General features: G+C 55.5%; 25 protein-coding genes. 19 read left to right on the top strand and 6 right to left on the bottom strand.

Annotated elements, in window-relative coordinates:
- The first annotated feature begins 64 nt into the window (after nt 1–64).
- Nucleotides 65–1,732 (top strand): glutamine--tRNA ligase, encoded by a 1,668-nt coding sequence (glnS, locus tag OK409_RS09060; RefSeq protein ID WP_010671287.1) that lies wholly within the window; start codon nt 65–67, stop codon nt 1,730–1,732.
- A gap of 235 nt (nt 1,733–1,967) precedes the next feature.
- Nucleotides 1,968–2,363 (top strand): hypothetical protein, encoded by a 396-nt coding sequence (locus OK409_RS09055; RefSeq protein ID WP_010260686.1) that lies wholly within the window; start codon nt 1,968–1,970, stop codon nt 2,361–2,363.
- A 71-nt stretch (nt 2,364–2,434) separates the two neighbouring features.
- Here the strand turns inward: OK409_RS09055 and fur are convergent, their stop codons facing one another.
- The 4 genes from fur to ybfF all read right to left on the bottom strand — a co-directional run bounded on the left by fur (nt 2,435) and on the right by ybfF (nt 5,098).
- Entirely contained in the window at nt 2,435–2,878 is a 444-nt protein-coding gene (gene fur / locus OK409_RS09050) for a ferric iron uptake transcriptional regulator (RefSeq protein WP_009091454.1), read from the bottom strand.
- 348 nt (nt 2,879–3,226) lie between these two features.
- Nucleotides 3,227–3,757 (bottom strand): flavodoxin FldA, encoded by a 531-nt coding sequence (gene fldA / locus OK409_RS09045; protein WP_010260687.1) that lies wholly within the window; start codon nt 3,755–3,757, stop codon nt 3,227–3,229.
- A 132-nt stretch (nt 3,758–3,889) separates the two neighbouring features.
- Entirely contained in the window at nt 3,890–4,165 is a 276-nt protein-coding gene (gene ybfE, locus OK409_RS09040) for a LexA regulated protein (protein WP_010260688.1), read from the bottom strand.
- A gap of 168 nt (nt 4,166–4,333) precedes the next feature.
- Entirely contained in the window at nt 4,334–5,098 is a 765-nt protein-coding gene (ybfF, locus tag OK409_RS09035) for an esterase (protein ID WP_010260689.1), read from the bottom strand.
- A gap of 250 nt (nt 5,099–5,348) precedes the next feature.
- Between ybfF and seqA the strand changes: the two genes are divergently transcribed.
- A complete protein-coding gene (seqA, locus tag OK409_RS09030) occupies nt 5,349–5,897 on the top strand; it encodes a replication initiation negative regulator SeqA (RefSeq protein ID WP_010260690.1) in 549 nt (182 codons plus the stop codon).
- Between the two features lie 26 nt (nt 5,898–5,923).
- Entirely contained in the window at nt 5,924–7,564 is a 1,641-nt protein-coding gene (gene pgm, locus OK409_RS09025) for a phosphoglucomutase (alpha-D-glucose-1,6-bisphosphate-dependent) (RefSeq protein ID WP_010260692.1), read from the top strand.
- Nucleotides 7,565–7,838: 274 nt separating this feature from the next.
- Here pgm and kdpE read toward each other — a convergent pair whose 3' ends face one another.
- Entirely contained in the window at nt 7,839–8,513 is a 675-nt protein-coding gene (gene kdpE, locus OK409_RS09020; protein ID WP_010260694.1) for a two-component system response regulator KdpE, read from the bottom strand.
- A gap of 257 nt (nt 8,514–8,770) precedes the next feature.
- On the opposite strand from kdpE, the gene OK409_RS09015 reads away from it, so the two are divergent.
- From OK409_RS09015 to nei, 11 genes are all read left to right on the top strand, one after another.
- Entirely contained in the window at nt 8,771–8,971 is a 201-nt protein-coding gene (locus tag OK409_RS09015; RefSeq protein WP_064689947.1) for a DUF2517 family protein, read from the top strand.
- Between the two features lie 154 nt (nt 8,972–9,125).
- Nucleotides 9,126–10,082 (top strand): YbgA family protein, encoded by a 957-nt coding sequence (locus OK409_RS09010; protein WP_010260698.1) that lies wholly within the window; start codon nt 9,126–9,128, stop codon nt 10,080–10,082.
- 12 nt (nt 10,083–10,094) lie between these two features.
- Nucleotides 10,095–11,519 (top strand): deoxyribodipyrimidine photo-lyase, encoded by a 1,425-nt coding sequence (phrB, locus tag OK409_RS09005; RefSeq protein WP_179257615.1) that lies wholly within the window; start codon nt 10,095–10,097, stop codon nt 11,517–11,519.
- An 18-nt stretch (nt 11,520–11,537) separates the two neighbouring features.
- Nucleotides 11,538–12,281, top strand: a complete 744-nt coding sequence (locus OK409_RS09000) for a type 2 GTP cyclohydrolase I (protein ID WP_010260703.1) — start codon at nt 11,538–11,540, stop codon at nt 12,279–12,281.
- A 159-nt stretch (nt 12,282–12,440) separates the two neighbouring features.
- On the top strand, nt 12,441–13,097 hold the full coding sequence (gene pxpB, locus OK409_RS08995; RefSeq protein WP_124889782.1) for a 5-oxoprolinase subunit PxpB: 657 nt from the start codon (nt 12,441–12,443) through the stop codon (nt 13,095–13,097).
- On the top strand, nt 13,091–14,020 hold the full coding sequence (gene pxpC / locus OK409_RS08990; protein WP_264366994.1) for a 5-oxoprolinase subunit PxpC: 930 nt from the start codon (nt 13,091–13,093) through the stop codon (nt 14,018–14,020). Before pxpB ends, pxpC begins: the two co-directional genes overlap by 7 nt.
- On the top strand, nt 14,010–14,747 hold the full coding sequence (gene pxpA / locus OK409_RS08985; RefSeq protein WP_122889095.1) for a 5-oxoprolinase subunit PxpA: 738 nt from the start codon (nt 14,010–14,012) through the stop codon (nt 14,745–14,747). Before pxpC ends, pxpA begins: the two co-directional genes overlap by 11 nt.
- A gap of 53 nt (nt 14,748–14,800) precedes the next feature.
- Entirely contained in the window at nt 14,801–15,529 is a 729-nt protein-coding gene (locus OK409_RS08980; protein WP_010671295.1) for a DUF969 domain-containing protein, read from the top strand.
- On the top strand, nt 15,529–16,545 hold the full coding sequence (locus OK409_RS08975; RefSeq protein ID WP_031592206.1) for a DUF979 domain-containing protein: 1,017 nt from the start codon (nt 15,529–15,531) through the stop codon (nt 16,543–16,545). The genes OK409_RS08980 and OK409_RS08975 overlap by 1 nt, the downstream gene beginning before the upstream one ends.
- Before the next feature lie 6 nt (nt 16,546–16,551).
- Nucleotides 16,552–17,199, top strand: a complete 648-nt coding sequence (gene pcp, locus OK409_RS08970) for a pyroglutamyl-peptidase I (RefSeq protein WP_010671296.1) — start codon at nt 16,552–16,554, stop codon at nt 17,197–17,199.
- An 11-nt stretch (nt 17,200–17,210) separates the two neighbouring features.
- On the top strand, nt 17,211–17,999 hold the full coding sequence (gene nei, locus OK409_RS08965) for an endonuclease VIII (RefSeq protein ID WP_010671297.1): 789 nt from the start codon (nt 17,211–17,213) through the stop codon (nt 17,997–17,999).
- A gap of 286 nt (nt 18,000–18,285) precedes the next feature.
- On the opposite strand, the gene OK409_RS08960 is transcribed toward nei, so the two are convergent.
- Nucleotides 18,286–19,569 carry a citrate synthase gene (locus tag OK409_RS08960; protein ID WP_010260725.1) on the bottom strand — a complete coding sequence of 428 codons (1,284 nt, stop codon included), beginning with the start codon at nt 19,567–19,569 and terminating at the stop codon, nt 18,286–18,288.
- Nucleotides 19,570–20,202: 633 nt separating this feature from the next.
- Here OK409_RS08960 and sdhC point away from each other — a divergent pair.
- The 4 genes from sdhC to OK409_RS08940 are packed head-to-tail and all read left to right on the top strand — an operon-like array spanning nt 20,203 to nt 23,431.
- Nucleotides 20,203–20,592 carry a succinate dehydrogenase cytochrome b556 subunit gene (gene sdhC / locus OK409_RS08955; protein WP_029519433.1) on the top strand — a complete coding sequence of 130 codons (390 nt, stop codon included), beginning with the start codon at nt 20,203–20,205 and terminating at the stop codon, nt 20,590–20,592.
- Complete coding sequence (gene sdhD, locus OK409_RS08950) at nt 20,586–20,933, top strand: succinate dehydrogenase membrane anchor subunit (RefSeq protein WP_009091417.1); 348 nt, start codon at nt 20,586–20,588, stop codon at nt 20,931–20,933. The genes sdhC and sdhD overlap by 7 nt, the downstream gene beginning before the upstream one ends.
- A complete protein-coding gene (sdhA, locus tag OK409_RS08945) occupies nt 20,934–22,700 on the top strand; it encodes a succinate dehydrogenase flavoprotein subunit (RefSeq protein ID WP_022626042.1) in 1,767 nt (588 codons plus the stop codon).
- 14 nt (nt 22,701–22,714) lie between these two features.
- Complete coding sequence (locus OK409_RS08940; RefSeq protein WP_010260736.1) at nt 22,715–23,431, top strand: succinate dehydrogenase iron-sulfur subunit; 717 nt, start codon at nt 22,715–22,717, stop codon at nt 23,429–23,431.
- Nucleotides 23,432–23,472 lie beyond the last annotated feature (41 nt).

Genomic DNA, 23,472 nt, shown 5'->3' with positions numbered 1-23,472 from the left:
TGTGGATCATACTCCGTTACTTCGTGGTACAAATCACCCGTTATTCGTATTGAGGATTTTTGAGATGAGTGAGGCTGAAGCCCGCCCAACTAACTTTATTCGTCAGATCATTGACGAAGATTTGGCGAGCGGTAAGCACAGCAGCGTGCATACCCGTTTTCCGCCGGAGCCCAATGGCTATCTGCATATTGGTCATGCGAAATCGATCTGTCTGAATTTTGGCATCGCCCAGGACTATCAGGGGCAATGCAACCTGCGTTTCGACGATACCAATCCGGTTAAAGAGGATATGGAATTCGTTGAATCCATCAAGCGTGACGTTCAGTGGCTGGGTTTTGAGTGGAGCGGTGAGGTCTGTTACTCATCAAACTATTTCGATCAGCTCTACAACTATGCCATCGAGCTGATTTCCAAAGGACTGGCCTACGTTGATGAACTGAGTCCGGATGAGATTCGTGAATATCGCGGCACCCTGAAAGAGCCGGGTAAAAACAGCCCTTATCGCGATCGCAGCGTGGAAGAGAATCTGGCGCTGTTTGAGAAGATGCGAAACGGTGAGTTTGCCGAAGGCACCGCCTGTCTGCGCGCCAAAATCGACATGGCCTCTAATTTCATCGTGATGCGCGATCCGGTGCTTTACCGCATCAAGTTCGCGGAACACCACCAGACCGGCAATAAGTGGTGCATCTACCCGATGTATGACTTTACCCACTGCATCTCCGATGCGCTGGAAGGCATTACGCACTCGCTCTGTACGCTGGAGTTTCAGGACAACCGCCGTCTCTATGACTGGGTGCTGGACAACATCACAATTCCGGTTCATCCGCGTCAGTATGAATTCTCGCGCCTGAATCTGGAGTATGCGGTGATGTCGAAACGTAAACTCACTCAGCTGGTGACCGAGAAGCACGTAGAAGGGTGGGACGATCCGCGCATGCTGACCGTTTCAGGTCTGCGTCGTCGTGGTTACACCGCCGCTTCTATCCGTGAGTTCTGCCGTCGTATTGGCGTGACTAAGCAAGATAACATCGTGGAGATGGCTTCGCTGGAGTCCTGTATCCGTGATGATCTTAACGAGAATGCGCCCCGCGCCATGGCGGTTTTAGATCCGCTTAAAGTGGTGATCGAAAACCTGCCAGCAGGCCATAGCGAAATCGTCACCATGCCAAATCATCCGGGTAAACCGGAGATGGGCACGCGTGAAGTGCCGTTCAGCCGCGAGATCTGGATCGATCGCGCGGATTTCCGTGAAGAGGCGAACAAACAATATAAGCGTCTGGTGCTGGGCAAAGAAGTTCGCCTGCGTAACGCCTATGTGATTCGTGCTGAGCGGGTCGCCAAAGATGAAGCGGGCAACATTACCTGCATCTACTGCACCAGCGATGTTGATACGCTGAGCAAAGATCCAGCCGATGGCCGCAAAGTCAAAGGCGTGATTCACTGGGTTTCTGCGGATCACGCGCAGCCAGCTGAGTTCCGTCTGTATGATCGTCTGTTCAGTGTGCCAAATCCGGCTGCTGCAGAGGATTTCCTGGCGGTCATTAATCCTGAGTCACTGACCATCAAAAACGGCTTTGTTGAACCCAGCCTGCGCGATGTGGAACCAACAACACCGTTTCAGTTTGAACGTGAAGGTTATTTCTGCGCCGACAGCGTTTACTCGAAACCGACGCAACTGGTGTTTAACCGCACCGTCGGTCTTCGTGATACCTGGACCAAAACGGGCGAATAAATTTTTTGGGGCTGACCTCATAAAATGACAAAAGGGCGATTTATCGCCCTTTTTTATTGCCCCGATTTTTACCATCGCCGACGTTTATTCTGCACTAACCACAACCGGTTCAATACCGCCTTGTGGGAGTAATCTGAGTTTAAAAAAATTAATCAATTTCAGGATGTGAATTGTCAGCTTTCAGGTAGGCTATCCGCTCTCAGAGGTTGCAAAGCGGGTTACAGAAGGAAAAAAAATGACAGTTCTCGCCCAGGAAGCCAAACACAGTGTCGTCGTTTTACATCAGCTCATTGAACGTATTTTTAATCAGCCAGCCGGATCTGACGACAGTTTCCAGCTGCTGATGTCCTATTTTCATCCTGAATTTCGCATGGTGACCCCAAAGGGCAAAGAGTACAATCTGAACGAGGTCGAGGATCTTTTCCAGCAGTTACAAGGGCAGCGGGAAGGGATGCGCATTGCCACCTGTGAACATGTCATTCTCTCTCATCATGAAAAAGAGATCGTCGTACAGTATCGCGAAATGCAGATGATGAACGGCAATAACCAGAGCCGCATTTCGCTGGCCATTCTGGATTGCAGCAGCTCTATTCCACGCTGGCGCTATCTGCAGGAGACGCTGGTCGCGTGAGGTGAGGGCAGAAAACAGACGAAAAAAAACCGGTGAATTCACCGGTTTTTTTATTTCAGGCCGCGCCAGCGTTACTGGTCGTGCAGCGTTTCGTCTTCACGGCAATCGCCCAGCGTACAGTGTCCATAGAGATAGAGGCTGTGGTTGGTCAGCTTGATGCCATGGCGGGTCGCGATTTCACGCTGACGCGTTTCAATCGATTCGTCGCTGAACTCGATAACCTTGCCGCAATCCAGGCAGATCAGGTGATCGTGGTGATGCTGCTGCGTCAGTTCGAAGACAGACTTGCCGCCTTCAAAGTTGTGACGAGTCACAATACCGGCATCATCAAACTGGTTCAGAACACGGTAAACGGTCGCCAGGCCAATCTCTTCGCCAATGTCGATCAGGCGTTTATACAAATCTTCCGCACTGACGTGATGGCACTCAGGTTCCTGAAGCACTTCCAGAATTTTCAGTCTGGGCAGCGTTACTTTCAGGCCAGCCTTCTTTAATGCGGTGTTGTTGTCAGTCATGCGGATTTTGTCCTGTTACTAATATTCACTTTTGTGGCTTATCGCCTTGAATGTCGATCTGTGCTCATTCTCATTTGCGTCTCATTATAGAACTGAAGCGATGAAATGAAAACCAGAGGGCGTGTCTGAATCATCATGGGCTATTGGGGATTCGTCACCGGGCCGGGGAAGATTCTGACAGAGGTCTGTTAGCACATCACTTAGTCTTGCCGCCTGAGAAAATAAGCGGAAGATCGATGCGGGTATTCTACAGATTAAACGGAGAAAGTTAAAAAAATGTGGCTATTATTTCTATAGGCATTTTCATTGCCTCAATGTGAGCTGGCGCTCACATTGAGTCGGGCAGGATCAGGCTTCGATGATCTCTTTCAGCTGCAGTTCATCAAAAATCTGCTTAACCCATTGGTCAACACGCTGGCTGGTCAGCTCAGGCTGGCGATCTTCGTCAATGGCCAGGCCCAGGAAGTGGGTGTCATCGGCCAGGCCTTTCGAAGCTTCGAAGTGGTAGCCTTCAGTTGGCCAGTGTCCGACAATGACGGCACCGTGCGGTTCGATAATGTCGCGAATCGTGCCCATGGCATCACAGAAATACTCTGCGTAATCTTCCTGGTCGCCACAGCCAAACAGCGCAACCAGCTTGCCGTTAAAATCGATCTCTTCCAGCGTCGGGAAAAAGTCATCCCAGTCGCACTGCGCTTCGCCGTAGTACCAGGTCGGAATACCCAGCAGCAGGATATCAAACGCTTCCAGATCTTCTTTTGTGCTTTTTGCGATGTCATGGACTTCTGCAACATCTGTACCCAGCTGTTTCTGGATCATTTTTGCAATGTTTTCGGTATTGCCAGTATCGCTGCCGAAGAAGATGCCTACGAGTGCCATGAGTAAAATAACCTCTTAAATCCTGATGATGAGATGTGTGCCGCAGCACATTTCAGCGAATAATAGCAGACGAGAGAAAACCGGTGAACGGTTAAAGCCCCGACATTTGCCTCTGCGTGCGATTTGCCCGCATTAATCCAGTTTGAGCTGTGCCAGTAGCATCTGTTCTATCAGTTCGCTACGGCTGAGATTGCGCTGTTCTGCCAGCGTATTGAGTGCATCGACGGCGTCACTGTTCATTTTCAGTTCGACACGACGAAGCCCGCGTCCTTTGTCACGTTTCAGTTGATTGCGCTTGTTAATGCGCAGCTGTTCATCACGCGAAAGCGGACTGGTTTTGGGTCGACCAGGGCGGCGCTCATCAGCAAAGAGATCGAGCGTCGTGCGGTCAGTCTGTTCTTTTGCCATGGCTTAGTAAAACTGAATGGGGGCGGGCGCCAGACACTCACCGCGCAGATTATAAATTATTGGCCATTGCCGCAGCAAAACTGACCCGCGGCAAAATTTTAGCGCGCCATCATACTTCACGCTTACGCCGGACGCCAATCCTAAACCTTTACCGCCATCTATTTGCTTTTAAAGCGCAAAAAAGCGACGGACACTGCGCAAAACGGCATCGGGTTTCTCTGCATGAACCCAGTGTCCTGCGCCACCGATCACATGCGCCTGAGCGGCCGGGAACTGCTGCAGCAACGCATCGCGATAGCTGTTATCCAGGTAGCTGGAGTCGCCGCCGCGAATAAACAGCGCCGGGTGATTCCAGGCGGGAACCGGCTGCCAGCCAGATATCGTGGTGTAGTTATCCCACAGCACCGGGACGTTGAAGCGCCACTCCCCCTCCTGGAAGGATTTCAGCAGGAACTGGATCACCCCTTCTTCCTCTATCAGCGTTCGCATGACCTTCGCCGCCTCGCTGCGGGATGAGACGCCCGCATCGGTGACGGCACGAATGCCGGCAAATATCTGGTCATGACGGCGCGTCTGGTAATCCACCGGGGCGATATCGATCATCACCAGACGCTCAATGCGTTCCGGCACCAGCGCGCTCATGGTCATGGCGATTTTACCGCCCATCGAGTGTCCGATCACCGCGACGCGATCAATGCCATGTGCATCCAGCGTATCGACCATATCCTGCGCCATTACAGCGTAGTTCATCTCGTCAGATCGTGGTGAAAGTCCGTGGTTGCGGACATCTACCTGCAGCAACGGACCGGCATCTTTCAGCCCGCGCGCCAGCACGCCAAGGTTATCGAGACTGCCAAACAGACCGTGAATAAGCAGGATGGGCAGAGAATCAGCAGGGGATTGTTCAGTTTGCAGACGGGCGTTCAAAATCATAGCAAAGTTCTTAAGTTTGAGACCTGAGCTTAGGTTATCATGGTTTCACCTTTTCAGGCGCGCCGGTTCCGGCGGCATTAGGACATATTCTGACTTTTGCCCGTAAACCGTTTGATTGCTAACAACCCGCCTGACTTTAACTTTATAATCCTGATGTTAGAACCCACACACCCTTTGAATTGCCTGACTATACTCAGAGCTTTTCAGGAAACAGGTGGTTCTGTCATGAGAAAGAACCGTACGGAATAAGATGAAAACGATCGAAGTTGACGAAGAGCTCTACCGTTATATTGCCAGCCACACGCAACACATTGGTGAAAGCGCATCCGACATTCTGCGTCGTATGCTGAAGTTCACGGCCGGTCAGACTGCACCCGCTTCGCCTGCACAGCCAGCCTCAAAAGATGCAGCGAAAGAGTCCCAGCCTGCGTCTGTGGGTTCGCGCCCGCAGGATCGTGTCCGCGCGGTGCGCGAGCTGCTGCTTTCTGATGAATATGCGGAGCAGAAGCGGGCGGTGAATCGCTTTATGCTTATCTTGTCAACGCTCTATCGTCTTGATACCGCAGCCTTTGCTGAAGCTACTGCATCTCTGCAGGGCCGCACCCGCGTCTATTTTGCAGGTGATGAGCATACGCTGTTGCAGAATGGCACCCATACTAAGCCGAAGCATGTGCCCGGCACGCCGTACTGGGTGATCACCAACACCAATACTGGTCGTAAATGCAGCATGATCGAACACATCATGCTCTCGATGCAGTTCCCTGCGGAACTGACCGAGAAAGTTTGCGGCACCATTTAAAACTTAAGCGTCAGGGAGCAGCGCCAATGGCCAATCACCCACGTGCCGGGCAACCCGCCCAGCAGAGCGATTTGATTAACGTTGCACAATTAACGTCACAATATTATGTCCTGCAGCCCGATGTGGCGAACCCGGAACATGCGGTGAAATTTGGCACTTCCGGCCATCGCGGCAGTGCAGGGCGTCAAAGCTTCAACGAGATGCACATTCTGGCGATCGCTCAGGCTATTGCCGAAGAGCGTAAAAAGAATGGTATCACCGGGCCTTGCTACGTCGGTAAAGACACCCATGCGCTGTCAGAACCCGCCATCCTGTCTGTTCTGGAAGTGCTGGCGGCGAACGGCGTTGATGTGATTGTGCAGCAGGATAATGGCTATACGCCGACCCCTGCGATCTCGAATGCGATTCTTGAGCACAACAAAGCGGGTGGCGCGCTGGCTGACGGCATCGTGATTACGCCGTCGCATAACCCACCGGAAGATGGCGGCATCAAGTACAACCCACCTAACGGCGGACCTGCTGATACCAACGTCACCAAAGTGGTTGAAGATCGTGCCAATCAGCTGATCAAAGATGGCCTGAAAGAGGTGAAACGTCTGCCGCTGGAGCAGGCGATGGCCAGCGGTCATGTGGTCGAGAAAGATCTGATCCAGCCTTATGTTGAAGGTCTGGCAGAGATTATCGACTTCCCGGCGATTCAGAAAGCGGGCCTGAAGCTGGGTGTGGATCCACTGGGTGGTTCCGGTATTGCTTACTGGCAGCGTATTGCTGAGCACTACAAGCTGGATCTGACGCTGGTGAATGACGCGGTCGATCAGACCTTCCGCTTTATGCATCTGGATAAAGATGGCGTGGTCCGCATGGACTGCTCGTCTGAAAGCGCAATGGCAGGCCTGCTGGCTTACCGTGACAAGTTCGATCTGGCGTTCGGCAACGATCCCGATTATGACCGTCACGGCATTGTGACCCCGGCGGGTCTGATGAATCCAAACCACTATCTGGCGGTGGCGATCAACTATCTGTTCCAGCACCGCCCACAGTGGGGTCAGGATGTGGCCGTGGGTAAAACCCTGGTCTCCAGCGCCATGATTGACCGTGTGGTCAACGACATTGGTCGCAAGCTGGTGGAAGTGCCGGTGGGTTTCAAATGGTTTGTTGATGGTCTGTATGACGGCAGCCTCGGTTTCGGTGGCGAAGAGAGCGCAGGCGCTTCATTCCTGCGTTTCGACGGTACGCCGTGGTCTACGGACAAAGATGGCATCATCATGTGTCTGCTGGCCGCTGAAATTACTGCCGTAACCGGTAAAAATCCGCAGCAGCACTATGACGAACTGGCAGCGCGCTTTGGCGCACCAAGCTACAACCGTCTGCAGGCATCAGCCACCTCAGCGCAGAAAGCCGCGCTGTCGAAGCTGTCACCGGAGATGGTCAGCGCTGATACCCTGGCGGGTGATCCTATCACCGCTCGTCTGACTGCCGCGCCAGGCAATGGTGCATCTATCGGCGGTCTGAAAGTGATGACGGAGAATGGCTGGTTTGCTGCTCGTCCTTCAGGCACCGAAGACGCTTACAAAATCTACTGTGAAAGTTTCCTGGGCGCTGAACACCGCGCGCAGATTGAGAAAGAAGCCGTTGAGATTGTCAGCGAAGTGCTGAAAAACGCCTGATTAGTCGGGCAGATAAAGAGGCGCATCGCGCGCCTCAGACTGCTGGTAAAGCGCGGCCTTCATCGCTGTGAGGCCGTGTAGCTAGCTCAGGAAACGCGGCCAGATCGGAAAGACGCAAAAGCCGTCATCCATGACACGCTCGGCCCACGCCATCCCTGGCGTGGGACGCTTTCCTCTTCTGGCCGTGTTCCCTGCGCTTTGAATTTATTCATTGCGGTGAGATTCACAGGATTTGGCTTTATCAGCACTCTGAAGGCGCCTCTGGCGCCTTTTTTTATGGCATAAAGCGATAGCCGATCCCGGTTTCCGTCAGCAGATGAGCCGGTTGTGTCGGATTGGCTTCCAGCTTCTGGCGCAGATGTCCCATATAGATGCGCAGATAGTGGCTGTGCTCAACCGCATTGGGTCCCCAGACCTGGCTCAGCAACTGCCGCTGCGTCAGCACCTTGCCGGCATTGTTCAGCAGAATACTCAACAGACGAAATTCAATCGGGGTAAGGTGAATCTCGCTGCTGCCGCGCTGTACCCGTCGTGCGGCGAAATCGACGCTGACGTCGGCGAACGTCACCCTGGCATCCGGCTGCTGGCCACTATGACGACGCAGCGCAACCCGGACGCGCGCCAGCAGTTCGCCAATGCCAAAGGGTTTGGTCAGATAGTCATCTGCCCCCGCATCCAGTGCGGCGATCTTATCCTGCTCATCGCTGCGCGCTGACAGCACAATCACCGGTATGGCGCTCCACTGGCGCAGGTCACGAATGAAATCGGTGCCATCTCCATCCGGCAGACCCAGATCCAGGATCACTAAGTCCGGCTTGCGGGTCGCCGCTTCAATCAGTCCGCGTTGCAGTGTATCGGCATCAAACACCTTAAGGGCTTCATTTTCCAGCGCCAGCCGGACAAAGCGGCGGATCTCTTTTTCATCTTCAACGATCAAAACCGTGGTCACGCAATACCTGCCTTAAGTGGGGACCGAAGCGCTACTTTATCAACATTTTATGCTGGCGTCCGCGACCATAATCTGTCGGCCCTTTCAACGCTAACGCAACCAGGCGGTAACCTTTTTGTAACTTAATTACAGGTTAATTCTTAAACAGCAAAAATAGCAGCAAATAAGTGGTCAGATGAGTAGTAAAATTACACAACCTGGCGTAAAGTTGAACACAGATCACATTCACACTTTTTCACTTACCGGGAGGAGAAACCATGTATCGGGCTTATCCACGTTATAAAATTATTGCGCGACGTACGCTGGTGGTTCTTCTCGGCGTACTGGCGCTTCCTGTTATGCTGTTTCGACAGGATCGGGCACGTTTCTACAGCTATCTGCACCGCGTCTGGTGTAAGACCAGCGCCAAGCCGGTCTGGCTGGCGCAGGCTGAAGCGAGTGGTAGCGCGTTCTGGTGATTTCCCCTGCCGCAAAACAGGCCTGGTCAACTGACCGGGCTTTTTTTTGCGTTTTTTCTGAGAATAAGCGATCCGGAATCCCGTTTTAACCCTTTATTCCTGACCATTTTACGCTACACTTAAACCTCTACAAGATTTCGGAGGTTGTACAAGTATGAGCAAAAAAATCCCCGTTGGAATCAGTGCATGCCTGCTCGGCGACCGCGTCAGATTTGATGGTGGGCATAAGCGTCTTACTTTTGCGACCGACGATCTCACCCCATTTGTCCGTTTTGAGCCCATCTGCCCTGAGATGGCGATTGGTCTGCCAACGCCGCGCCCGGCATTGCGTCTGGTGAAGCAAGGCGATGATGAGCTGCATCTCTGCTTCAGCAAAGATGGCGGAGAAGAGGTTACGACGCAGATGCGTGACTGGTCTGCTGAGCGGGTAAAATCGCTGCATCACCTCTGTGGCTATATCCTCTGCGCCAAATCACCCAGTTGTGGCATGGAGCGGGTGCGGGTCTATGAGCCCGATAACAACAATAACCGCAAAGCAGGCACCGGTATTTTTACTGAATTCCTGCAGCGCGAGATGCCCTGGCTGCCGCTGGAAGAAGATGGTCGTCTGCACGATCCCGCCCTGCGTGAGAACTTTATCGGTCGTGTCTGCGCGCTGCATGAATTTAATCAGATGTGGGAAAGCGGTCTGACCCGGCAGGGACTGATCGCCTTCCACAGCCGTTACAAGCTGATGATGCTGGCGCATTCGCAGGAGAAATACCGCGAGCTGGGACCCTTTGTCGCCTCCATGAGCCAGTGGGAGTCGCTGGACGCCTTTGCCTTTGAGTACCGCAATCGCATGATGGAACTGATGTCACGTCCCGCCTCACGTCGCAATCACACCAATGTGCTGATGCATGTGCAGGGCTACTTCCGCACGCACCTGAGTTCACCGCAGCGCCAGGAACTGGCAACGCTGATTGACCGCTATCGTCAGGGCACACAACCGCTGCTGGTGCCGATTACCATTCTCAAACACTACATGGCGGAGTACCCGCACCCGTGGCTGGCCCAGCAACGCTATTTCGATCCCTATCCCGAAGCCTTGTGCTTACGCTACGGACAGTAATACAGGAGGAGTATGACCACCCATCTGGTCTGGCTGCGTAACGATTTACGCGTCAACGACAATCTGGCGCTGCACGCCGCCTGCCGCGACAGCGATGCAAAAGTGATTGCGCTCTACCTTGCCACGCCAGCACAGTGGCAGCAGCATGACATGTCACCGAAGCAGGCGGCGTTTATCCACGCCAGTCTGTTGCAGGTGCAGCGTGCGCTGGCGGAGCGGGGCATTGAACTGCACTATCAGGCGTGTCACGCCTTCAGCGACAGTATTGATGCGCTGCTGCAGTTCTGCGCTAAGCAGCAGGTCGATCAGCTCTTCTATAATTACCAGTATGAAGTTAATGAACGCCAGCGCGATGCGGAGGCTGAAAAGCGTCTCGACGACGCGGGCGTGATTTGCCAGGGCTTTGATGACAGCCTGTTGCTGCCGCCCGGCAGTGTGCAGAGCGGCGATCGCTCGATGTATAAGGTGTTTACCCCGTTCAGCAAAGCCTTTGTCCGCCGCTTGCAGCAGGGGCTGCCTGAGTGCGTGCCTGCGCCGAAAGCGCGCGAAGGCGCACCGCTGAAAGCCTCCCCGATTCCCGCCTTTGACTATCCAACCGAAGCCTTTGATCAGGATCTGTTTCCGCCAGGCGAAGCGGCGGCGCTGAAGCGGTTGCGCCATTTCGCCACGCAACCGGTTATCGACTATCCCGCTAAGCGCGACCTTCCGGCGCTGGACGCCACCAGCCGTCTGTCGGTTTATCTGGCGACCGGCGTACTGTCGCCACGTCAGTGCCTGCATCGCGTGCTGCATGAACATCCCGATGCGCTGGACAACAGCCGCGCGTTCACCTGGCTGAACGAGCTGATCTGGCGTGAATTCTACCGTCATCTGCTGGTTGCCTGGCCGGCGCTGTGCCGACACAAGCCGTTTATCGACTGGACGCGAAACGTTGAATGGCAGCGTAACGACGCACATTTCGACGCCTGGAAAGCGGGTAAAACCGGCTATCCGATTGTCGATGCCGCAATGCGTCAGATGAAGGCGCTGGGCTGGATGCACAACCGCTTACGGATGATCACCGCCAGTTTCCTGGTCAAAGATCTGCTGATCGACTGGCGTGAAGGTGAACGCTATTTCATGCAGCAGCTGATTGATGGTGACCTGGCCGCGAACAACGGCGGCTGGCAGTGGGCGGCCTCGACCGGCACGGACGCGGCGCCCTATTTCCGCATCTTTAACCCGACCACGCAGGGCGAGCGCTTCGATGAGAAGGGGGATTTTATCCGCCACTATCTGCCTGAACTGGCCGGGGTGCCTGACAGCGATATTCACCAGCCCCATGTCTGGGCGGAGAAGCATCATAAGAAACTCGATTATCCGGCACCAATCGTGGATCATAAGGTGGCACGCAAAAAGACATTAGACGCCTTTGAGCGCGCCAAAAGCGCAGCCTGAGGCCTCGAAGGAGCCTGAATGAACCATTACGAATTAGAGACGCTGATCAATCAGCAACTCGACAGCCACAGCTTTAGCGATTACGCCCCCAACGGTTTGCAGGTTGAGGGACGCAGCGAGATCAAAACGATTATCACCGGCGTCACTGCCTGTCAGGCGCTGCTGGATGAGGCGGTGGCGCGTCAGGCCGATGCGATTATTGTCCATCATGGCTATTTCTGGAAAAGTGAACCGGCCGCGATTAAAGGTATGAAGCGCCGTCGTCTGCGGACCCTGCTGGCCAACGATATCAATCTCTATGGCTGGCACCTGCCGCTCGACGCGCATCCTGAATTAGGCAACAACGCCCAGCTGGCGAAACTGCTGGATATCGAAGTGCGCGGCGAAGTGATGCCGCTGGTGTTCTGGGGTGAGCTGGCTGAGCCCCTGTCCGGCGAGCAGCTGGCCCGCCGAATTGGTGAGCGGCTGGGACGTGAACCGCTGCATTGTGGTGACAACGCGCCAGCGCTGATCCGTCGCATTGCCTGGTGCAGCGGGGGCGGGCAGGGCTTTATCGACCAGGCGGCTGCGGCGGGCGTCGATGCCTTTATCACCGGTGAAGTCTCTGAACAGACTATTCACAGCGCGCGTGAGCAGGGGCTGCATTTCTTTGCCGCAGGCCATCACGCCACCGAGCGCGGCGGCGTAAAAGCGCTGGGCGACTGGCTGGCGCAACACCACGATCTTGATGTGACCTTCATCGATATCCCCAATCCTGCCTGACACTCTCCCTTGTCCTGCGCGCCTGCGCAGGACCTAAATCTGTTGACACATCCCTGTCACTTTCGCATAACTGTTTGCTTTACGTAGATAAGCAATGGGCTGCACCGGGCATCCGGTCAGGTCGGCCAGGCGCGATCTCAACTGAGCGGGAGGTAGCTGTTGCAACGAGCACGGTGTTATTTATTGGGTGAACGCGCTGTCGTGCTGGAGCTGGAACCGCCGGTCTCACTGGAGAGCCAGCAACGAATCTGGGGACTGAATCAGCGACTGCACGACTATGCCAGCGTGCTGGAGGTGATCCCCGGCATGAACAACATCACCCTGATCCTGCGTGATCCCCAGCAGAGCGCGCTGGACGCAATAGAGCGGCTTCAGCGCTGGTGGGAAGAGAGTGAAGCGCAGTTGCCGGAGTCGCGTCAGGTGGAGATCCCGGTGATCTATGGCGGCGAGTCTGGCCCCGATCTGACGGTGGTGGCGGAACACGCCGCGCTGACGCCCCGTCAGGTGGTTGAGCTGCACAGCAGCAGCGACTATGTGGTCTTTTTTATCGGCTTTCAGCCCGGTTTTCCCTATCTGGGCGGACTGGATCCGCGCCTGCACATCCCGCGGCGTGCTGAGCCCAGGGTTGCAGTGCCCGCCGGCTCGGTAGGCATCGGCGGCAGCCAGACCGGCGTCTATCCGCTGGCTTCGCCCGGCGGCTGGCAGCTGATTGGCCAGACGCGCACCGCGCTGTTTGATCCCCTGGAGCAACCGCCCACGCTGCTCCGTCCCGGTGACAGGGTTCGCTTTGTGCCGCAACAGGAGGGCGTATGTTAAACATTCTGCGAGCCGGCCTGGCCGCCACTATTCAGGATGCGGGCCGTTACGGCTGGCGTCAGTATGGCATCAGCCCTGGCGGTGTGCTGGATCATCCCGCGATGTTCACCGCCAACCTGCTGGTGGGCAATGACCCCGACAGCGCGGTGCTGGAGATGGTGCTCGGCCAGTTCAAAGCGGAGTTTACCCGCGATGGCTGGTTTGCGCTGACCGGCGCAGGCTGCCATGCGGAGCTTGACGGCAAGCCGGTCTGGACGGGCTGGCGTACCCCGGTGAAACGGGGGCAGCTCCTGTCACTGGCGATGCCGCAGCGCGGCATGCGCAGCTATCTGGCAGTGCAGGGCGGTTTTGATATTCCTGCGATGCTCGGCTCTGCCAGCACCGATCTAAAAGCAAAATTTGGCGGCTTTCAGGGGCGAACCTTGCAGGATGGCGATCAGCTCCCGCTGGGTAAACCGACCCGCACGTTTGACCGTAAAGTCGGGGTGCGGCAACTGCTATGGGGCAACCGCATCCGCGCACTACCTGGCCCGGAGTATCACGAGTTCAGCCGCGAAGCGCAGCAGGCGTTCTGGCGTACCGCATGGAAACTCAGCCCGCAAAGTAACCGGATGGGATACCGGCTTGAGGGACGCAAGCTTGAGCGCGAAAGTCCGCGCGAGCTGCTGTCACACGGCGTGATGCCGGGTGTGATTCAGGTGCCGCCGAACGGACAGCCTATCGTGCTGATGGCGGATGCCCAGACCACCGGCGGCTATCCGCGCATCGCCTCGGTTATCGAAGCCGATCTCTATCACCTGGCGCAAATCCGGCTGGGTGAGCCGATTCACTTTATTCACTGCACCCTGCCAGAAGCGATGCTGGCACGTCAGCATCAGCAACGCGCACTGGACCAGATGAAGTGGGGACTCAATGAAAATTGATTTAAACGCCGACCTGGGCGAGGGCTGCGCCAGCGATCAGGCGCTGCTGAAGCTGGTGAGTTCCGCCAACATCGCCTGTGGCTTTCACGCAGGTGATGCGCAGACCATGCTGCAGTCGGTGCGCTGGGCACAGGCATCCGGCGTCGCAATTGGTGCGCATCCCGCTTTTCCCGATCGGGAGAACTTTGGCCGCAGCGCCATGCAGCTGCCGCCGGAAACGGTCTACGCCCAGATGATCTACCAGATTGGTGCGCTGAAAAGTCTGGCGGAAAGCGAAGGTGCGCGGCTGCTTCATGTTAAACCGCATGGCATGCTCTACAACCAGGCTGCGGCCGATCCGGTGCTGGCGGATGCCATTGCCCGCGCCATCAGGGCGGTCGACAGCCAGCTGATTGTGGTAGGACTGGCTAACAGCGAATCGATACGCGCGGCGGCGCATTACGGCCTACGCACGCGGGAAGAGGTGTTCGCCGACCGTGGCTATCTCAGCAGCGGTGCGCTGGTGCCGCGCAGCGAGCCGGGCGCGCTGATTGAAGATGAACAGCAGGCTATCAGTCAGACGCTGACGATGGTGCAGCAGGGCAAAGTCAAAAGTATCACCGGAGAATGGGTAGCGGTAAATGCACAGACCGTCTGCTTACATGGCGACGGCGCGCACGCCCTGCAATTTGCACAGCGGTTGCGTGATGCGTTTGCCGATCAGCAGATTCGTGTCACCAGCAACTGAATAACCACACTTAGCCCGGCGTATGCCGGGTTTTTCAACTCTGAGGGAAATCCATGGATAGTGCAGTAAATCTCTGGCCATTACTGGGCATCGCCGCCATCGTCGTCGGCTTCCTGTTACGGTTCAATCCGGTGCTGGTGGTGATTGTCGCCGGGTTTGTGACCGGTCTGGCCGCGATGATGCCGCTGGCGGACATTCTGGAAAAGCTCGGGGCAGGTTTTCTTAACACCCGCAACCTGCCGCTGATCCTGCTGCTGCCGCTGGCGGTCATTGGCCTGCTGGAGCGTCACGGACTGAAAGAGCGGGCGCAGGCGTGGATTGCACAGATCAAAACGGCAACCGCCGGACGGCTGCTGATCGTCTACCTGTTTGTGCGCGAAATCACCGCCGCGCTGGGGTTAACCAGTCTCGGCGGACATCCGCAGATGGTGCGTCCGTTGCTGGCACCGATGGCGGAAGGAGCAACTGAAAGCCGCTATGGCGAGATCTCACCTGAGCTGCGCCATCGGCTGCGCGCGATGTCAGCGGCGACCGATAATGTCGGCCTCTTCTTTGGTGAGGATATCTTCGTGGCGTTTGGCGCGATTATCTTTATGCATAACTTTATGCAGGAGTCCGCCGGGATTCAGACCGAACCGCTGCACATCGCCTTATGGGGCATTCCGACTGCCGTCGCCGCGTTCCTGATCCACTCGGCACGTCTGGTACGGCTGGATCGGCAACTGGCGCGAGAGCTGCAGCAGCTGAACCGTCAGGCGCTGAAAGCCAAAGGAGGTGAGTAATGTTCCAGCAACAATATCTGATGTGGCTGGCGGGCATTATCCTGCTGGTGGTGGCGGTGCTTTCCTGGCGTGACAGCGCGAATCCACGTCGCTTTACCACCGGCCTGTTCTGGGCCTTGTATGGCCTGGTTTTTCTGGTCGGTGACTGGACGACGCAACTGATGAGCGCCTGGATGGGGTCAGATGCGGCGGGCACCCGTATGCTGCACATCGGCATCGGTGTCATTGTGGTGGTGATGGCGCTGATTGCCGGGTTTGGCGGTGTCAGGCTGGGTCGCTATCATCAGCGCAGCGATGAAGAGAAACAGGCCAGTGCGCTGCGTCTGCGCAATAAACTGTTTCTGCCTGCACTGTCGATTCCGGTCGTGACCGTGGTCGGTGTGCTGGCGTTTAACCATATTCCCGGTTTGCAGGATGCGGTGTTCGGCCCCGGTAACCACGCTACGCTGGTGACGCTGTTTTCAATGATGGTCGGCTGTGTGATTGGCTGGCTGGTGGCGTTAAAACTGACCCACGAGAAACCGGTGCAGTCGATGCAGGAGACCCGTCGCCTGCTGGATTCGATTGGCTGGGCCTTTATCCTGCCGCAGATCCTCGCCACCCTGGGGCTGCTGTTTACCAGCGCGGGCGTGGGCAGTGCTATTTCGCATCTGACAGAAACCTGGCTGGCGGTGGATAATCGCTTTGTCGCGGTTACCGTCTATGCCGTCGGGATGGCGCTGTTAACCATGATCATGGGTAATGCTTTTGCGGCGTTTCCGATTATCACCGCAGGCGTCGGCATCCCGATTCTGGTGTTGCAGCACGGCGGAAATCCGGCAGTGATGGCGGCAATTGGCATGTTCTCCGGCTACTGCGGCACGCTGATGACGCCGATGGCGGCCAACTTCAATATCGTCCCGGCGGCGCTGCTGGAACTGCCTGATCGTAACGCGGTGATCAAGGCTCAGATTCCGACCGGTGTGCTACTGTTAATCGTTAATATTTTCCTGCTCTATTTCCTGATGTTCCTGTGAGGTTGCATGAAAACTGTCCTGATGACCGCCTTTGAACCTTTTGGCGGTGAAACGATTAACCCTTCATGGGAAGCGGTGCGCGCGCTGGAAGGTAAACAGATTAGCGGGGCGACGATAGTGATCCGCCAGTTGCCGGTGGTATTCAGCGACGTACTCAGGGTGCTGAATCAGGCGCTGGAAGAGGTGAAACCGGATGCGATTCTGTCGGTGGGGCAGGCGGGCGGGCGAAGCGACATTACCGTTGAACGTATTGGTATTAATGTCGATGACGCCCGTATCCCGGACAACGCCGGTCATCAGCCGGTGGATGAGCCCGTCGTAGCAGGTGGCCCGGCAGCCTATTTTTCCCGTCTGCCCATCAAAGCGATTGTGGCGGCGGTGCGGGAAGCGGGGATCCCTGCTTCAGTGTCGCAAACGGCGGGCACCTTTACCTGCAACCGCGTAATGTACGGCCTGCTGCACTGGCTTGAGCAGCATGACAGTCCGGTGCGGGGAGGTTTTATCCATATTCCTTATCTGCCTGAACAGGCGGCGCAGCATCCGGGCGCACCGAGCATGGCGCTGGCGTCCATTATTCAGGCGCTGGAGATTGCGGTAAAGGTCACGCTGGAGACCGGCGAGGATATCAGACAGGCTGGCGGCGCCACCCATTAAGAGGATGAACGATGCCTGAAGGACCGGAAATTCGCCGCGTGGCGGATAAACTTGAAGACGCCATTGTGGGTCAGCCGTTAACGGAAGCGTGGTTCGCGTTTCCTCAGCTCAAAACCTATGAACCGGCATTGATTGGTGAGCAGGTTAATGCGATTGAGACGCGGGGTAAAGCGCTGCTGACTCATTTCAGCAATGGCCTGACGCTCTACAGTCATAACCAGCTTTATGGTGTCTGGCGCATTGTAAAACCTGACACCGAACTGAACTCCACCCGTCAGTTGCGGGTGCGACTGGCGACGGCGGGCAAAGCGATTCTGCTCTACAGCGCCTCTGATATTGAGCTGCTCAACGCGGATACGCTGGCGGCGCATCCGTTTCTTAATCGTATCGGGCCGGATGTGCTGAACAGCGCGCTGACAGTGGAAGAGGTGAAAGAGCGGCTGCTGTCACCCCGCTTCCGGCGGCGGCAGTTCAGTGGTCTGCTGCTGGATCAGGCTTTTCTGGCCGGGCTGGGAAACTATCTGCGTGCCGAGATTCTCTGGCTGGCGCAGCTGCTGCCAAATCATCGGGCGCAGGATCTCAGTAACGATCAGCTGACTGCTTTCAGCGAAGCGCTGCTGTCGGTGCCGCGTCATGCCTATCGGATGCGTGGAACCATGAAGAAATATCATGAGGAAGCGGCGTTTCAGTTTGAGGTGTTTCATCGGCAGGGCAAAAAATGCCGGCGCTGCGGCACGGTGATTGAGAAGGGCACGCTCTCATCACGGCCTTTTTACTGGTGTCCGGGTTGTCAGAGATAGGGGCGACCGCATTGGCGAACAAAACAGGAAAAGGTTCTTACTGCAAACAGCTGACAAACTCGAATCCGGGTGAGTCCAGCCGCTACGAAGAAGTCTGACGCGCAGGGAATACGGTCAGAGGAGGAAAGCGTCCCGCGCCAGGGACGGCGCGGGCCGAGCGGCCATGGATGGTTTAAGCGACTTTCCGATCTGACCATGTTCTCTGCGCAGGCGCGGTATCACAGCCAACCGCCCCCGGCTTTAAAGCAACATCAGGCGGAGATCCCTCTCCGCTATCCACTGAGCCTTACTTTTTCAGCTGTGAGCTGAATTCGCGCTCGGTATAACCGGTGTAGAGCTGACGTGGACGGGCAATCTTCATGCCTTCGTCGTGCATCTCTTTCCAGTGTGCAATCCAGCCAACGGTACGGGCCATCGCGAAGATCACCGTAAACATGGAGGATGGAATACCCATCGCTTTCAGGATAATACCGGAGTAGAAGTCCACGTTTGGATAGAGTTTACGCTCGATGAAGTACGGGTCGTTCAGCGCAATGTGTTCCAGCTCCATCGCCACTTCCAGCAGGTCATCCTTCATACCCAGCTCATTCAGGACTTCATGGCAGGTATCGCGCATCACGGTCGCGCGTGGATCGTAGTTTTTGTAAACGCGGTGACCAAAGCCCATCAGACGGAAGGAGTCATTTTTGTCTTTAGCGCGTTTAACAAATTCCGGAATATGCTCAACGGTGCTGATCTCTTCCAGCATACGCAGGGTCGCTTCGTTGGCACCACCGTGCGCCGGTCCCCACAGGGAGGCGATCCCGGCGGCGATACAGGCAAACGGATTCGCGCCGCTTGAACCGGCGGTACGAACGGTAGAGGTTGAGGCGTTCTGCTCATGGTCAGCATGCAGGATCAGGATGCGGTCCATGGCGCGTTCCAGCACCGGATTCACTTTGTACTCTTCGCACGGCGTGGCAAACATCATGTGCAGGAAGTTACCCGCATAGGAGAGATCGTTGCGCGGATAGACAAACGGCTGGCCGATAGAATATTTGTAACACATCGCTGCCATGGTCGGCATTTTAGAAAGCAGACGGAATGCTGCGATTTCGCGGTGGCGCTCAATGTTTACATCCAGCGAATCGTGGTAAAACGCAGCCAGTGCACCAGTAACACCGCACATCACCGCCATCGGATGCGAATCGCGACGGAAGCCGTGGAACAGGCGGGTAATCTGCTCATGAATCATGGTGTGGCGGGTAACCGTGGTACGGAACTCATCAAACTGTTTCTGGTTTGGTGCTTCGCCGTTCAGCAGGATGTAGCAGACTTCCAGATAGTTAGAGTGGGTCGCCAGCTCAGAAATAGGGAAACCACGGTGCAGCAGGATACCTTCATCCCCATCGATAAAGGTGATTGCAGATTCGCAGGACGCGGTAGACGTAAAACCGGGATCGAAGGTGAACAGGCCACTTGAACCCAGAGTGCGGACATCAACGACATCCTGGCCCAGCGTACCTTTCAGCACGTCCAGTTCAATAGATGTTCCATCTTGCAGGGTTAGCGTTACTTTTTTATCTGTCATTTTCGTCTCCATAGCGCCTTATGTGGGTAAGGATCTTTAGACACCTGAAACGCGTTCATGTTGCGGTTGGCAAAACTACACAGTATCACTCTGCGGGGGTATAACGGGTGCAGGGTACAGAGTGAGCGGCGCGTTCCCAGCGGGAACCGGTGAGCCATGGACATGCTGCATATCGCGGTTGTTAAAGATCCGGTCAGGACATAACTTCTTGGTAACCAATAACCTGATGCTTTTTAATGCTCATTATCGCAATGTTACATAACTTGCGCTTAGGGGAAAGTGTATCCCCATAACTTTTGCGCATCATAGGAATTTACAGGCTTAGTTTGTAACTGAATTGTTGAACTATTGTCAAATCAGATAATTAAAATTGTATCAATTGTGAAAATCGTGAGTAGGATCACTGTTCCACCTAAAATATACCAAAGAGTTTGTAGGGGAATTGTAATCAGAATGTGATCCTCCTATACTCCAGGCAGGTCTCCGGAACACCCTGACACCAGGAGCCACCCAGCGTTTACTACCGCGTCAATTAACACTGGATGTTGCTTTTTTGGTGACGGTTAAAGTCTGCCACGCGTTGTGATTAGACTCCGCCTCAGGTCCGGAGGAAGCAAAATAAAAAAGAGCTGTGTGGGCAAAACCGTGAAAAAACAAAGACCTGTCAACTTGGATCTCTCGACGATCCGGTTTCCCGTTACTGCAATATCGTCCATTCTTCACCGCGTCTCCGGCGTAATCACATTGGTTGCCATTGGCATCCTGCTGTGGCTGCTCGGTCTCTCTCTCTCCTCTCCTGAAGGTTTCCAGCACGCTGCGTCCATCATGGATGGCTTCTTCGCGAAGTTCATTATGTGGGGCATCTTAACGGCGCTGGCCTATCACGCGGTGAGCGGGATTCGTCATATGTTGATGGATTTTGGTTATCTGGCCGAAACGCTGCAGGTTGGTAAGCGTTCCGCTCATATGACTTTTGTGATCACTGTCGTGCTGGCAATTCTGGCGGGAGTCCTCGTATGGTAAGCAATGCATCCGCATTGGGTCGCAACGGCATTCAGGACTGGCTGCTGCTGCGGGCAACTGCAATTCTCATAACGCTCTACATCGTCTATATCCTCGGTTTCGTGGTGATGACAGACACGCTGACTTATGACCTGTGGCGTGGCTTCTTCGCTTCCGCATTCACCAAAGTGTTCACGCTGCTGACGCTGTTCTCCATTCTGATCCACGGCTGGATTGGCATGTGGCAGGTGTTAACAGACTACGTTAAATCACTGCCAACCCGCTTGTTGTTGCAGTTTGTGATTGTCGTGGCGCTGTTGTGGTATGCGATTTATGGATTTGTTGTGGTGTGGGGTGTGTAAATGAGTTTGCCAATCAGAGAGTTCGATGCCGTGGTAATCGGCGCAGGTGGCGCAGGAATGCGAGCCGCACTGCAAATCTCCCAGGGCGGCCAGAGCTGTGCCCTGTTATCTAAAGTTTTCCCGACCCGTTCCCACACCGTATCTGCGCAGGGCGGTATTACCGTTGCGCTGGGTAATACCCATGAAGATAACTGGGAATGGCACATGTACGACACCGTCAAAGGTTCCGACTATATCGGTGACCAGGACGCGATTGAATATATGTGTAAAACCGGCCCGGAAGCGATTCTGGAACTGGAACACATGGGTCTGCCTTTCTCGCGTCTGGAAGATGGTCGAGTCTACCAGCGTCCGTTTGGTGGCCAGTCAAAGAATTTCGGTGGCGAGCAGGCGGCACGTACGGCGGCTGCGGCTGACCGTACCGGTCACGCGTTGCTGCACACCCTTTATCAGCAGAACCTGAAAAACAAAACCACCATCTTCTCTGAGTGGTATGCACTGGATCTGGTGAAAAACGCCGATGGCGCAGTCGTGGGTTGTACCGCTATCTGCATCGAAACCGGCGAAACCGTTTATTTCAAAGCGAAAGCGACCATTCTGGCTACCGGCGGCGCGGGCCGTATCTACCAGTCCACCACCAATGCGCATATCAACACCGGTGACGGCGTAGGTATGGCACTGCGTGCGGGCGTACCGGTGCAGGATATGGAGATGTGGCAGTTCCACCCAACCGGTATCGCCGGTGCGGGCGTGCTGGTCACCGAAGGCTGCCGTGGTGAAGGCGGCTATCTGCTGAACAAACATGGCGAACGCTTCATGGAGCGTTATGCGCCGAACGCCAAAGATCTGGCGGGCCGCGACGTGGTTGCGCGCTCAATGATGATTGAAATCCGTGAAGGTCGCGGCTGTGATGGCCCGTGGGGTCCACATCTCAAACTGAAACTGGATCATCTGGGTAAAGAGGTGCTTGAGTCACGTCTGCCTGGCATCCTTGAGCTGTCACGCACCTTTGCGCACGCCGATCCGATTAAAGAGCCGATTCCGGTCATTCCGACCTGCCACTACATGATGGGCGGTATTCCGACCAAAGTGACCGGCCAGGCACTGCGCGTCAATGAGCAGGGCGAAGATGTAGTGATTCCAGGCCTGTTCGCCGTCGGTGAAATCGCCTGCGTATCGGTGCATGGTGCCAACCGTCTGGGCGGTAACTCACTGCTTGACCTGGTGGTCTTTGGCCGTGCAGCGGGTCTGCATCTGCTGGCGAGTATTCAGGAGCAGGGCGACCTGCGTGATGCCACAGAAGATGAGATCGCCGGGGCGATGGCGCGTTTCAACCGCTGGGAAAATAACACCACGGGTGAAGATCCGGTTGAGATTCGTAAAGCGCTGCAACGCTGCATGCAGAATAACTTCTCGGTATTCCGTGAAGGCGAAGCGATGGCTCAGGGTCTGGAAGAGCTGAAAGAGATTCGTCAGCGCCTGAAGTCAGCGCGTCTGGATGACCGCTCACCGGATTTCAACACCCAGCGTATTGAGTGCCTGGAGCTGGATAACCTGATGGAGACGGCCTTTGCCACGGCGGTAGCGGCTAACTATCGCACCGAAAGCCGCGGTGCGCACAGTCGCTTCGACTTCCCGGATCGTGATGATGAAAACTGGCTGTGCCACAGTCTTTATGTCCCGGAAACCGAAAGCATGACGCGCCGTGAGGTGAACATGCAGCCGAAACTGCGCGCGGCCTTCCCGCCGAAAGTGCGTACCTACTAATTTCGGAGACGATCATGAGACTCGAGTTTTCAATTTATCGCTACAATCCGGATGTCGATGACAAACCGCGCATGCAGGATTACACCCTGGAAGCGGAAGATGGTCGCGACATGATGCTGCTGGACGCGCTGATTCGCCTGAAAGAGAAAGATCCGACCCTGGCGTTTCGTCGCTCCTGTCGTGAAGGCGTCTGCGGTTCCGATGGCCTGAACATGAACGGTAAAAACGGACTGGCCTGCATTACGCCCGTCTCGGCGCTGGGCAACGGCAAACAGAAAATTGTTATCCGTCCGCTGCCAGGTTTACCGGTGGTGCGTGACCTGGTTGTAGACATGAGCCAGTTTTATGCACAGTATGAGAAAATTAAGCCTTTCCTGTTGAATAATGGGGAAAATCCGCCAGCTCGTGAACATCTGCAGTCGCCGGATGAGCGTGAACACCTGGATGGCCTGTACGAATGTATACTCTGTGCCTGCTGCTCAACCTCATGCCCATCATTCTGGTGGAATCCTGAGAAGTTCATCGGTCCTGCTGGCCTGCTGGCCGCTTACCGCTTCCTGATTGACAGCCGCGACACCGAAACCGAGGCGCGTCTCGACAATCTGAATGATGCTTTCAGCGTATTCCGCTGCCATAGCATCATGAACTGTGTGAGCGTATGTCCGAAAGGGCTGAACCCGACGCGCGCCATCGGCCATATCAAGTCGATGCTGCTGCAGCGCGGCGCATAAGCAGTTTCTGCCGGGAACCTCAGGTTCCCGGTGTTTTACGG

It is taken from the genome of Pantoea sp. RG18, assembly GCF_025910075.1.
In the GTDB taxonomy this organism is placed as follows: domain Bacteria; phylum Pseudomonadota; class Gammaproteobacteria; order Enterobacterales; family Enterobacteriaceae; genus Pantoea; species Pantoea agglomerans.
Note: the sequence above shows the minus strand (reverse complement) of the source record. Positions and strands in the feature narration are given on the sequence as shown.

Excerpts from the sequence above, each read along its gene's own strand:
- pxpC (WP_264366994.1), top strand. The coding sequence starts at position 13,091 with ATGTTAAACATTCTGCGAGCCGGCCTGGCCGCCACTATTCAGGATGCG.
- OK409_RS08980 (WP_010671295.1), top strand. The coding sequence starts at position 14,801 with ATGGATAGTGCAGTAAATCTCTGGCCATTACTGGGCATCGCCGCCATC.
- sdhA (WP_022626042.1), top strand. The coding sequence starts at position 20,934 with ATGAGTTTGCCAATCAGAGAGTTCGATGCCGTGGTAATCGGCGCAGGT.
- pcp (WP_010671296.1), top strand. The coding sequence starts at position 16,552 with ATGAAAACTGTCCTGATGACCGCCTTTGAACCTTTTGGCGGTGAAACG.
- sdhD (WP_009091417.1), top strand. The coding sequence starts at position 20,586 with ATGGTAAGCAATGCATCCGCATTGGGTCGCAACGGCATTCAGGACTGG.
- fur (WP_009091454.1), bottom strand. The coding sequence starts at position 2,878 with ATGACTGACAACAACACCGCATTAAAGAAGGCTGGCCTGAAAGTAACG.
- pxpA (WP_122889095.1), top strand. The coding sequence starts at position 14,010 with ATGAAAATTGATTTAAACGCCGACCTGGGCGAGGGCTGCGCCAGCGAT.
- OK409_RS08940 (WP_010260736.1), top strand. The coding sequence starts at position 22,715 with ATGAGACTCGAGTTTTCAATTTATCGCTACAATCCGGATGTCGATGAC.
- OK409_RS09000 (WP_010260703.1), top strand. The coding sequence starts at position 11,538 with ATGAACCATTACGAATTAGAGACGCTGATCAATCAGCAACTCGACAGC.
- ybfF (WP_010260689.1), bottom strand. The coding sequence starts at position 5,098 with ATGATTTTGAACGCCCGTCTGCAAACTGAACAATCCCCTGCTGATTCT.
- ybfE (WP_010260688.1), bottom strand. The coding sequence starts at position 4,165 with ATGGCAAAAGAACAGACTGACCGCACGACGCTCGATCTCTTTGCTGAT.
- fldA (WP_010260687.1), bottom strand. The coding sequence starts at position 3,757 with ATGGCACTCGTAGGCATCTTCTTCGGCAGCGATACTGGCAATACCGAA.
- OK409_RS08975 (WP_031592206.1), top strand. The coding sequence starts at position 15,529 with ATGTTCCAGCAACAATATCTGATGTGGCTGGCGGGCATTATCCTGCTG.
- OK409_RS09055 (WP_010260686.1), top strand. The coding sequence starts at position 1,968 with ATGACAGTTCTCGCCCAGGAAGCCAAACACAGTGTCGTCGTTTTACAT.
- OK409_RS09015 (WP_064689947.1), top strand. The coding sequence starts at position 8,771 with ATGTATCGGGCTTATCCACGTTATAAAATTATTGCGCGACGTACGCTG.
- OK409_RS09010 (WP_010260698.1), top strand. The coding sequence starts at position 9,126 with ATGAGCAAAAAAATCCCCGTTGGAATCAGTGCATGCCTGCTCGGCGAC.
- seqA (WP_010260690.1), top strand. The coding sequence starts at position 5,349 with ATGAAAACGATCGAAGTTGACGAAGAGCTCTACCGTTATATTGCCAGC.
- OK409_RS08960 (WP_010260725.1), bottom strand. The coding sequence starts at position 19,569 with ATGACAGATAAAAAAGTAACGCTAACCCTGCAAGATGGAACATCTATT.
- glnS (WP_010671287.1), top strand. The coding sequence starts at position 65 with ATGAGTGAGGCTGAAGCCCGCCCAACTAACTTTATTCGTCAGATCATT.
- pgm (WP_010260692.1), top strand. The coding sequence starts at position 5,924 with ATGGCCAATCACCCACGTGCCGGGCAACCCGCCCAGCAGAGCGATTTG.
- phrB (WP_179257615.1), top strand. The coding sequence starts at position 10,095 with ATGACCACCCATCTGGTCTGGCTGCGTAACGATTTACGCGTCAACGAC.
- nei (WP_010671297.1), top strand. The coding sequence starts at position 17,211 with ATGCCTGAAGGACCGGAAATTCGCCGCGTGGCGGATAAACTTGAAGAC.